The organism is Bacillus sp. MBGLi79 (genome assembly GCF_002953915.1).
Genome location: NZ_CP026521.1, coordinates 138,167 through 150,128, shown reverse-complemented (window position 1 = coordinate 150,128; position 11,962 = coordinate 138,167). Strand labels below are relative to the sequence as shown.

General features: G+C 43.4%; 7 protein-coding genes. All 7 read right to left on the bottom strand.

Going from position 1 to position 11,962, the window contains the following annotated elements:
* Window positions 1-193 precede the first annotated feature (193 nt).
* Complete coding sequence (gene fusA, locus C1T29_RS00830) at window positions 194-2,272, bottom strand: elongation factor G (RefSeq protein WP_014662529.1); 2,079 nt, start codon at window positions 2,270-2,272, stop codon at window positions 194-196.
* A 52-nt stretch (window positions 2,273-2,324) separates the two neighbouring features.
* Window positions 2,325-2,795: a 30S ribosomal protein S7 gene (gene rpsG, locus C1T29_RS00825; protein ID WP_003225784.1), complete on the bottom strand. Its 471-nt coding sequence runs from the start codon at window positions 2,793-2,795 to the stop codon at window positions 2,325-2,327.
* A 41-nt stretch (window positions 2,796-2,836) separates the two neighbouring features.
* Window positions 2,837-3,253: a 30S ribosomal protein S12 gene (rpsL, locus tag C1T29_RS00820; RefSeq protein ID WP_003225781.1), complete on the bottom strand. Its 417-nt coding sequence runs from the start codon at window positions 3,251-3,253 to the stop codon at window positions 2,837-2,839.
* A 113-nt stretch (window positions 3,254-3,366) separates the two neighbouring features.
* Window positions 3,367-3,615: a 50S ribosomal protein L7ae-like protein gene (locus C1T29_RS00815; protein WP_003225778.1), complete on the bottom strand. Its 249-nt coding sequence runs from the start codon at window positions 3,613-3,615 to the stop codon at window positions 3,367-3,369.
* Between the two features lie 178 nt (window positions 3,616-3,793).
* Window positions 3,794-7,393, bottom strand: a complete 3,600-nt coding sequence (gene rpoC / locus C1T29_RS00810) for a DNA-directed RNA polymerase subunit beta' (protein WP_004399688.1) — start codon at window positions 7,391-7,393, stop codon at window positions 3,794-3,796.
* A 61-nt stretch (window positions 7,394-7,454) separates the two neighbouring features.
* A complete protein-coding gene (rpoB, locus tag C1T29_RS00805; protein WP_009966326.1) occupies window positions 7,455-11,036 on the bottom strand; it encodes a DNA-directed RNA polymerase subunit beta in 3,582 nt (1,193 codons plus the stop codon).
* Between the two features lie 244 nt (window positions 11,037-11,280).
* The gene (locus C1T29_RS00800) at window positions 11,281-11,886 is read right to left on the bottom strand and encodes a class I SAM-dependent methyltransferase (protein ID WP_103750565.1); all 606 of its coding nucleotides are present in this window, start codon (window positions 11,884-11,886) and stop codon (window positions 11,281-11,283) included.
* Window positions 11,887-11,962 lie beyond the last annotated feature (76 nt).

Genomic DNA, 11,962 nt, shown 5'->3' with positions numbered 1-11,962 from the left:
TTACCATGGTCAACGTGTCCAATTGTACCAATATTGGCATGTGATTTGGAACGGTCGAATTTTTCTTTAGCCATTCTAAAATCCTCCTTAAGAGCTTTTAATTAGTAATGTATAGAGTGATAGGAAGTGAAAGAAAGCTTTCACTTCCTCATCTTACAATAGTAGTTATACTTGAGTTAAGCGGCAAAATCAATTATTCGCCTTTATTTTTTTTGATAATTTCTTCCGAAACGCTCTTCGGCACTTCTTCGTAGTGATCCATGAACATAGTGAACGTACCGCGACCTTGCGTATTAGAACGAAGTGCAGTAGCGTAACCGAACATTTCAGCAAGAGGAACCATAGCACGAACAACTTGAGCGTTACCGCGTGCTTCCATACCTTCTACGCGTCCGCGACGTGAAGTGATATCACCCATGATATCTCCCATGTATTCTTCTGGAATAACCACTTCTACTTTCATGATTGGTTCAAGAAGAACTGGGTTACATTTGCTGACTGCATTTTTCAATGCCATAGAAGCAGCAACTTTAAATGCCATTTCGTTTGAGTCAACATCATGGTAAGAACCGTCGAAAAGTTTAGCTTTAATGTCGATAAGCGGGAAGCCTGCTAGTACACCATTTTCAAGTGCATCTTCCAGACCTGCTTGAACAGCTGGGATGTATTCACGAGGAACGACCCCACCAACAATCGCATTTTCAAATTCAAAGCCCGCGCCTTCTTCGTTTGGTTCGAATTCGATCCAAACGTGCCCGAACTGACCGCGTCCACCAGACTGACGTACGAATTTACCTTCAACTTTTGCACCGGTACGGAATGTTTCACGGTACGCAACTTGAGGAGCACCAACATTGGCTTCTACTTTAAATTCGCGCTTCATACGGTCAACAATGATATCAAGGTGAAGTTCACCCATACCAGAGATGATCGTTTGGCCAGTTTCTGGGTTTGTTTGAGTACGGAATGTAGGATCTTCTTCAGCAAGTTTCGCTAAAGCGATACCCATTTTATCTTGGTCAGCTTTTGATTTAGGCTCAATAGCAACGTCGATAACTGGTTCTGGGAATTCCATTGACTCAAGGATAACAAGATCCTTCTCATCACATAGAGTATCTCCAGTAGTTGTATCTTTTAGACCTACAGCAGCTGCGATATCCCCTGCGTATACAGTAGAGATTTCTTCACGGCTGTTAGCGTGCATTTGAAGAATACGTCCAACACGCTCACGTTTGCCTTTAGTAGAGTTTTTCACGTATGAACCGGAATCAAGTGTTCCAGAGTACACACGGAAGAACGTCAACTTACCAACGTAAGGGTCAGTCATAACTTTAAATGCTAATGCAGAGAATGGCTCTTCGTCAGAAGAATGACGCTCAATCTCTTCATTTGTATCAGGACGTGTACCTTTGATTGCAGCAACGTCAGTTGGTGCAGGAAGGTAGTCAAGAACAGCATCAAGTACGAGTTGAACACCTTTGTTTTTGAAAGCAGAACCAACAAGAACAGGGTAGAATTCAACATTTAATGTACCTTTACGGATACCTGCTTTTAACTCGTCAATTGTGATTTCTTCACCCTCAAGGTATTTATCCATAAGCTCTTCATCAAGCTCACATACAGCTTCAATAAGGCTGTTGCGAAGCTCTTCAGCTTGCTCTTTATACTCTTCAGGGATTTCTTTTGCATCAGAACGAGTTCCAAGGTCATCTTCGTAGAAATACGCAACGTTTTCTACAAGGTCGATGATACCTTCGAAGTTATCTTCAGCACCGATCGGCAATTGAATTGCATGAGCGTTTGCTTGAAGACGATCTCTTAAAGTTCCTACAGAGTAAAGGAAGTCTGCACCGATTTTGTCCATTTTGTTAACAAAAACGATACGCGGTACTCCGTAAGTTGTTGCCTGACGCCAAACAGTTTCTGTTTGAGGCTCAACGCCTGATTGCGCGTCAAGTACAGCAACAGCACCATCAAGTACACGAAGAGAACGTTCAACTTCAACTGTGAAGTCTACGTGTCCTGGAGTATCGATGATGTTTACGCGGTATCCTTTCCACTGTGCAGTTGTCGCAGCGGAAGTGATTGTGATACCACGTTCTTGTTCCTGCTCCATCCAGTCCATTTGTGAAGCTCCTTCATGAGTTTCACCAATTTTATGGATACGACCAGTATAGAACAAGATACGTTCTGTAGTAGTCGTTTTACCGGCATCAATGTGAGCCATGATCCCGATATTACGAGTTTTGTCTAAGGAGAACTCTCTTGCCATTGGGTAATTTCTCCTTCCTTATTGGGAAATTGTGTTTTTTAGTATATAAATCCTACCAACGATAGTGAGCAAATGCTTTGTTTGCTTCAGCCATCTTATGAGTATCTTCACGTTTCTTAACAGCAGCACCAGTGTTGTTAGCTGCGTCAAGAATTTCGTTAGCTAAACGCTCTTCCATCGTTTTTTCTCCACGAAGACGAGCGTAGTTTACTAACCAGCGAAGTCCAAGAGTCGTACGACGTTCAGGACGAACTTCTACAGGAACTTGGTAGTTCGCACCACCTACACGGCGTGCTTTTACTTCAAGTACAGGCATGATGTTTTTCAATGCTTGTTCGAAAACCTCCATTGCATCATTGCCAGTACGTTCTTTAATGATATCGAATGACTTGTATAGGATTGTTTGAGACTTACCTTTTTTACCATCGATCATCATTTTGTTGATTAGACGAGATACAAGCTTAGAGTTGTAAATCGGATCAGGTAAAACGTCTCTTTTTGCTACAGGACCTTTACGTGGCATCTGAATATCCTCCCTTCATCAATTATGCGTATTTTCGTTTATTATTTTGCTTTAGGTTTTTTCGTACCGTATTTAGAACGGCCTTGTGCACGGTTTTCAACTCCAGCAGTATCAAGCGCACCACGAACGATGTGGTAACGTACCCCTGGTAAGTCTTTTACACGTCCACCGCGGATAAGTACAACACTGTGCTCTTGCAGGTTGTGACCGATACCAGGAATGTAAGCAGTAACCTCGATTCCGTTAGTCAAACGAACACGAGCATATTTACGAAGTGCTGAGTTCGGTTTTTTTGGTGTCATTGTACCAACACGAGTACATACCCCGCGTTTTTGTGGAGAAGATACGTTAGTGTGCTCTTTTTTAAAGCTATTGTATCCTTTGTTAAGTGCAGGAGACTTTGAGTTTTCTACTTTACTCACGCGTCCTTTGCGAATTAGCTGATTAATTGTAGGCATGATTTTTTCCTCCCTTCATTACGTTTTATAACCCACATACCCAGGTGGTTCATCAAAAGGCAAAAAACAATGTCTTTACACAAGATGGAATCTTACGCAAAAACAAGAGTACGTTATAAAATAATGGCAACAGCGGCTGCTCCTACCTCAATTCCGCAGGCTTTGCCGAGCTTTTTCATGGATTCAACCATTGAGACAGAGATACCTTGATCTTCCGCAAGTGAAACAACACTTGACGTAAGTATCGGATCTGCGTCCTTTGCAACGACTACTTCCTTTACTGAACCTCGCTTTAGAGCTTTCACTGTTTGCTTCGTACCAATAATAATTGATTTGGCCTGTGATACTTTATCATAAGACATAAACATATCCTCCAAAGTAACAGGTTTATTTCGAGCACCTTGGTTATATTATCATTCTAGGAGACGAATGTCAACAAGGTATGACATTTTTTAGTTTCTATCTTCTCATAGAGTGACTTTTTAATAAATATATCTGCTGAAAGACTGTAAAAACAGTCTTTCAGCAGAATGAAATCAGTTATTCAACCGGAACCATATCGTCAGTCGGCTGAACATTTGATACTGGTTTTACTTTACGGTATTTCATCATTCCTGTACCAGCTGGAACAAGTTTACCGATGATAACATTCTCTTTCAAGCCGAGAAGCTCGTCACGCTTACCTTTGATCGCTGCATCTGTAAGGACACGCGTTGTTTCCTGGAAGGAAGCAGCAGATAAGAATGAATCAGTTTCAAGAGATGCTTTTGTAATACCGAGTAAGACAGGACGGCCTGTAGCAGGTCGATTGCCTTCGAGCAACACCTTTTTGTTCGCTTCAGTAAATTGGTGGATGTCAAGCAATGTACCTGGAAGCACATCAGTGTCACCGGCATCAATTACGCGTACTTTACGAAGCATCTGGCGAACCATTACTTCTACGTGTTTATCACCGATTTCAACACCCTGCATACGGTAAACCTTTTGAACCTCATGGAGAAGATACTCTTGAACAGTCGTCAGGTCAGTCACTTTAAGAAGTTCTTTCGGATCGATTGAACCTTCTGTCAGTACTTGGCCACGAGTAATTTTATCTCCTTCCGCTACTTTCAGGCGGGAGTTGTAAGGTGCCGTATAAGAACGTGTTTCCACTGCGCCTTGAACCACAATTTCCTGCTGCTTATCACGAACTTCATTAATCTCAACGACTGTACCGTCGATTTCTGTAATTGTTGCCTGACCTTTCGGATTACGCGCTTCGAAAAGCTCTTGGATACGCGGAAGACCCTGTGTGATATCGTCTCCGGCAACCCCGCCTGTATGGAATGTACGCATTGTTAACTGTGTACCAGGCTCACCGATTGATTGGGCAGCAATGATTCCGACAGCTTCACCGACTTCAACATCGGAGCCAGTTGCAAGATTTCGGCCATAGCATCGTTTACATACACCATGAGGCGTATTACATGTGAAGGCAGAACGGATCCACACTTCTTCAATGCCAGCTTCGACAATCTCCAGCGCCTTATCTTCATCGATTAGTTCGTTTTCATTCACAAGCACTTCACCTGTTTCAGGGTGCTTCACTTGTTTTCGTGCAAAACGGCCGATTAAGCGTTCTTCTAAGCGCTCAATTGTTTCGGTTCCTTCTTTAAGAGGCTTAGCAAGAATGCCTCGGTCAGTTCCGCAATCAGTTTCACGGATGATAACATCCTGCGCAACGTCAACGAGACGGCGTGTAAGGTAACCTGAGTCAGCAGTTTTAAGAGCGGTATCGGCAAGACCTTTACGCGCACCGTGTGTGGAGATAAAGTACTCCAATACTGTCAGACCTTCACGGAAACTTGATTTGATCGGCAACTCAATGATACGTCCAGCCGGGTTGGCCATCAGACCGCGCATTCCGGCAAGCTGCGTAAAGTTAGATGCGTTACCACGGGCACCAGAGTCACTCATCATGTAGATTGGGTTGAGTTCATCAAGTGATTTCATCAGTTTGCCTTGGATAACGTCTTTTGCAGCACTCCAGATAGAGATGACTCTCTCATAGCGTTCTTCTTCAGTGATCAGACCGCGGCGGAACTGCTTCATAACGTTGTCAACTTTGCTTTGCGCTTCTTCAAGAATTTCTTGTTTATCATCGAGTACGACGATGTCAGAAACCCCAACTGTAATACCAGCTTTTGTTGAATATTTGAAACCTAGGTTTTTCATGCGGTCAAGCATTTTAGACGTTTCCGTGATATGGAATCGTTTAAAGATTTCCGCGATGATTTTACCCAGAATACCTTTTTTGAACGGTGCATTGATTGGCTGCTGTGCGATGACAGCTTTAACGTCAGCACCTTTTTCCAAGAAGAAACGGTCAGGTGTTTTCTCTTCAATGTTGCTCTTCGTTGGTTCATTCATGTAAGGGAATGATTCCGGAAGAATTTCATTGAAGACAAGCTTACCGACAGTTGTAATTAACAATTTTGAGCGCTGTTCTTCGGTAAATGTCACATTCTTAAGGGAGTTAGCTGCAACAGCTACTCTCGTATGAAGGTGAACATATCCGTTTTGATAAGCAAGAAGCGCTTCGTCTGTATTCTTGAAGACCATACCTTCACCGACAGCACCGGCACGCTCAAGTGTCAGGTAATAGTTACCAAGTACCATATCCTGAGACGGTGTTACAACCGGTTTACCATCTTTAGGGTTCAAGATGTTTTGAGCAGCAAGCATCAAGATGCGTGCTTCAGCTTGTGCTTCAGCAGATAATGGTACGTGAACCGCCATTTGGTCACCGTCAAAGTCAGCGTTGTAAGCTGTACATACGAGCGGGTGAAGGCGGATTGCGCGTCCTTCAACAAGCGTTGGTTCAAACGCCTGAATACCTAATCTGTGAAGTGTAGGGGCACGGTTCAGCAGTACTGGGTGCTCCTTAATAACTGATTCTAATACATCCCAAACTTCAGGCTGTACGCGCTCAATTTTGCGTTTCGCACTCTTAATGTTGTGAGCAAGACCCTTTTCAACAAGTTCTTTCATAACGAAAGGCTTGAAGAGTTCAAGCGCCATTTCCTTCGGTAATCCGCATTGGTACATTTTCAAATGAGGACCAACAACGATTACAGAACGTCCGGAGTAATCGACACGTTTACCAAGAAGGTTTTGACGGAAACGGCCTTGCTTCCCTTTCAACATGTGAGAAAGAGATTTTAACGGTCTGTTACCAGGACCTGTTACAGGGCGTCCGCGGCGGCCGTTGTCAATTAAGGCATCGACAGCCTCTTGAAGCATACGCTTTTCGTTTTGAACGATGATGCTTGGCGCACCAAGGTCCAGAAGGCGTTTCAAACGATTGTTACGGTTGATGACACGACGATAAAGATCGTTCAAATCAGAAGTCGCAAAACGTCCGCCATCTAGCTGAACCATCGGTCTAAGCTCCGGAGGAATAACAGGAAGCACATCAAGGATCATCCAAGAAGGCTTGTTTCCTGAGTTACGGAAGGCTTCTAAAACTTCAAGACGTTTGATCGCACGAGTACGTCGTTGTCCTTGTGAAGTTTTCAGCTCTTCTTTTAACATATCAACTTCTTTTACAAGATCGATATCTTGAAGAAGTTTATGAATTGCTTCAGCACCCATAGATGCTTGGAATTTATTACCGTATTTATCAAGATAAGCACGGTATTCTTTCTCAGACAGAAGCTGTTTCTTTTCAAGCGGTGTATTTGCCGGGTCAGTTACAACGTAAGAAGCAAAGTAAATCACTTCTTCTAAAGCACGAGGTGACATATCCAGCACAAGACCCATACGGCTTGGAATACCTTTGAAATACCAAATGTGGGAAACTGGGGCAGCCAGTTCAATGTGCCCCATTCTCTCACGACGGACTTTAGCCCGTGTTACTTCGACTCCGCAGCGGTCACAAACTACGCCTTTATAACGAACTCGCTTGTACTTCCCGCAATGACATTCCCAGTCCTTAGTCGGTCCGAAAATGCGTTCGCAGAATAGACCGTCCTTTTCAGGTTTTAACGTACGATAGTTTATCGTTTCAGGCTTTTTCACTTCACCAAAAGACCATGAACGGATTTTATCCGGTGAAGCAAGACCGATGTTCATATACTCAAAATTGTTCACATCTAGCAAGGGGCCTACCTCCCTTTTTATCTTCGGATTAACCGATGTCACTTGCCTTTATAACTAGAGATTATTCTTTTGTTACTACATCACGTTCAACGTCTGCAGATGCTGTTTCTTCCGGCTCTTCATCACCTGATAATGCCAGGCCGTCAGCTTGTTTCGCATCTTCTTCGTCTTCTAAATCTCTCATTTCTATTTCTTCTTCATCACCAGAAAGGATTTTGACATCCATACCTAAGCTTTGAAGTTCTTTGATTAACACTTTGAATGATTCCGGAACACCTGGTTCAGGAACATTGTCGCCTTTAACGATGGCTTCGTATGTTTTCACACGTCCAACCACGTCATCGGACTTAACAGTCAGAATTTCTTGAAGAGTGTAAGCCGCACCATAAGCTTCAAGTGCCCAAACCTCCATCTCACCGAAACGCTGTCCGCCAAATTGCGCTTTACCGCCAAGAGGCTGCTGCGTAACAAGTGAGTAAGGGCCTGTAGAACGTGCATGAAGTTTATCGTCAACCATGTGAGCCAGTTTGATCATATACATGATACCGACAGATACACGGTTATCAAACGGCTCTCCAGTACGTCCGTCGTAAAGCACTGTTTTGGCGTCACGAGACATGCCGGCTTCTTCAAGTGTTTCCCAGACATCCTCTTCACGCGCTCCGTCAAATACAGGAGATGCAATGTGAATGCCGAGGTAACGAGCGGCCATACCCATATGAAGTTCCAATACCTGCCCGATGTTCATACGTGATGGTACGCCCAGCGGGTTAAGCATGATATCAATTGGTGTGCCGTCAGGAAGGTAAGGCATATCCTCTTCAGGAAGAATCTTAGAGATAACACCTTTGTTACCGTGACGACCGGCCATTTTATCCCCTTCAGAAATCTTACGTTTCTGAACGATATATACGCGTACTAACTGGTTAACACCTGGAGGAAGTTCGTCTCCGTCTTCACGGTTGAAGACTTTAACGTCATGGATAATTCCTCCGCCGCCGTGAGGCACACGAAGAGAAGTATCACGAACCTCGCGGGCTTTCTCGCCAAAGATGGCGTGAAGCAGGCGTTCTTCTGCAGTCAGTTCAGTTACGCCTTTAGGCGTTACTTTACCAACAAGAAGATCTCCGTCTTTTACTTCTGCCCCGATACGGATGATTCCGCGGTCATCAAGATTGCGAAGCGCATCTTCACCGACGTTTGGAATATCGCGAGTGATCTCTTCAGGTCCAAGTTTCGTATCACGTGCTTCTGATTCATATTCTTCAATGTGGATAGATGTATAAACATCATCCTTCACAAGACGTTCACTCATGATGATGGCATCCTCATAGTTGTAGCCATCCCATGTCATGAAGCCGACCATTACGTTACGGCCAAGTGCAAGTTCACCAAGCTCCATAGAAGGACCGTCAGCAAGGATTTCTCCTTTTACAACTTCATCGCCGACACTTACGATCGGACGCTGGTTGTAGCACGTACCTTGGTTAGAGCGGACAAATTTCAGCAGGCTGTATTTATCCAGGTTTCCTTTTACTTTTTGACCGTCTACTTCTTCATAACGGCGAACCCAAACGTTTTTCGCTTCTACGCGTTCAACGATACCTGGGTGTTTACAAATAACAGCGGCACCAGAGTCTTTACCTGATACGTATTCCATACCAGTTCCAACGAATGGCGCTTCCGGCTGCATCAAAGGCACAGCCTGACGCTGCATGTTCGCTCCCATGAGGGCACGGTTGGAGTCATCGTTTTCTAAGAACGGGATACATGCTGTCGCAGCAGATACAACCTGCTTAGGCGATACATCCATGTAGTCTACACGGTTTCTGGAAACAACGGTGTTCTCCCCGCGGAAACGAGCTACGATGCTGTCATCAATAAAGGCGCCTTCGTCATCAAGACGAGCGTTCGCTTGAGCGACAACATAGTTATCCTCTTCATCAGCAGTTAAGTAATCGATTCTGCCCGTTACCTTCCCTGTTTCAGGATCAACGCGGCGATATGGCGTTTCAATAAAGCCAAAACGGTTTACTTTTGCATAAGATGATAGTGAGTTGATCAAACCGATGTTCGGGCCCTCAGGCGTTTCAATCGGACACATACGGCCATAGTGGGAGTAGTGAACGTCACGCACTTCCATTCCGGCACGCTCACGTGTCAATCCGCCCGGTCCTAATGCTGACAGACGACGCTTATGCGTTAATTCAGCAAGCGGGTTCGTCTGATCCATGAATTGAGAAAGCTGTGAGCTTCCAAAGAACTCTTTAATGGACGCAATAACAGGACGAATATTGATCAGCTGCTGAGGCGTAATTGTATTCGTATCTTGAATTGACATTCTCTCACGAACCACACGCTCCATACGGCTTAAACCGATACGGAATTGGTTCTGGAGAAGCTCGCCTACAGAACGTAAACGGCGGTTTCCAAGATGATCGATATCATCTGTGTCGCCTACTCCGTGCAGCAGGTTGAAGAAGTAGCTGATTGAAGAAATAATATCAGCAGGCGTGATGTTTTTAATCTCTTCTTCAATGTAAGCATTGCCGATTACATTAATAACCTGTTCTCCTTCTTGATCAGTCGGAGCAAAGATTTTAATGGATTGAAGAGTCACTTCATCTTCAACAACACCGCCATTCGGATACAGCTTTCTGAAACCGATTCCGTTTTCTAAGTATGGCAGTACTTTATCAAGTGTTCTTCTATCAAGAATCTGGCCTTTTTCAGCAAGGATTTCTCCTGTTTCAGGATCAACGAGCGTTTCAGCAAGTCTCTGATTGAAGAGGCGATTCTTAATATGAAGTTTTTTATTAATTTTATAGCGTCCTACATTGGCAAGATCGTATCGTTTCGGATCAAAGAAACGAGAATCAAGCAAGCTTTTCGCATTTTCTACTGTAGGCGGCTCTCCAGGACGGAGACGCTCGTAAATTTCAAGCAGCGCTTTGTCGCTGTTTTCTGTGTTATCTTTATCAAGCGTATTTCTCAGGTATTCGTTTTCTCCTATGAGATCAAGAATCTCTTGATCGGAGCCGAAGCCGAGAGCACGCAAAAGAACCGTAACCGGCAACTTACGTGTGCGATCAATGCGGACATAAACAACATCTTTCGCATCAGTTTCGTATTCTAACCATGCGCCACGGTTTGGAATGACAGTTGCGGTAAAACCTTTTTTACCGTTCTTGTCTACTTTACCACTGAAATATACACTTGGAGACCGAACAAGCTGGGAAACGATAACGCGTTCCGCACCGTTAATGATAAAAGTACCTGTATCTGTCATAATAGGGAAATCACCCATGAAGACATCTTGGTCTTTTACCTCTCCAGTTTCTTTGTTAATTAAACGAACCTTCACTCTTAGCGGAGCTGAGTAAGTCACATCACGTTCTTTTGATTCCTCTACAGGATATTTAGGCTCACCTAAACTATAATCAATGAACTCAAGAGAGAGGTTACCAGTGAAATCCTCAATTGGTGATATGTCTTGAAACATCTCTCTAAGACCCTCATCAAGAAACCACTGATAAGAAGAGGTTTGAATTTCAATGAGATTTGGTAATTCTAACACTTCGCTAATGCGAGCATAGCTTCTGCGCTGGCGGTGTCGTCCATACTGAACTAGTTGACCTGTCAACTGATTCACCCCTCAAATCATGCGTATTATATGTGTAATAAGCATTTCATCCAAAGAAAGAAATACTTTTACAAGACAAAAGAAAAAAGGGTTTCTAATTAAGAAAACCACATCCAAAAACAAATACCGATTTTATTAGCATTTCCATACTTGTATAATTTATACATAGATATTGACAATTCATCATATCAAGCAAAATATATACATTGGCATTTTACAATATTAACATAGTTAAAATACCGAGTCAAACTTTTTTTGCTTTTATGATATAATAGCCTTTCTTTTTTTGAACGACAGAAACTTCATCGAACAGTTCCTCGAGCTTTTCAATGGCAGAAGGCGCACCTTGCTTTTTCTGTATGACGATCCACAACTCACCTGAAGCTTTTAAGTGTTCAGCGCTTTTCTCAAAGATAGCATGGACAACTTTTTTTCCGGCTCGGATTGGGGGATTTGTAAGAATAGAAGCAAATGTTTGAGCAGAATCAACGTTTGAAAACAAATCGCTTTGATAAATCTTAACGTTTGTTATTCCGTTCTGTTCCGCATTTTCATTTGATAGTTCTACGGCTCTCTCATTAACATCAATCATGTGGATAGTCCGGTCTTTAAAGTCGCTGGCAAGCGATAAACCAATCGGCCCGTACCCGCAGCCTACATCCAAAATGCTGCCCTCAACCTCAGGCTCTTCAAAAGAATCAATCAGCAGGCGGGAGCCGAAATCAACTTCTTTTTTAGAAAAAACCCCGCTGTCGCTGGTAAACGTGAAATCTTTATTCCGAAGCCTAAAAGACCAGGTTTGCTTGTTGCTTTTCACTGAAGGTTTTTCTGAATAATAGTGCTCACTCATTATTAGAACCTCCTTTTTTCATGGCTTAAAGAATGGCAAAGAAAAAGCTCGCCTCATAAAAGCGAGCTTCCCCTCC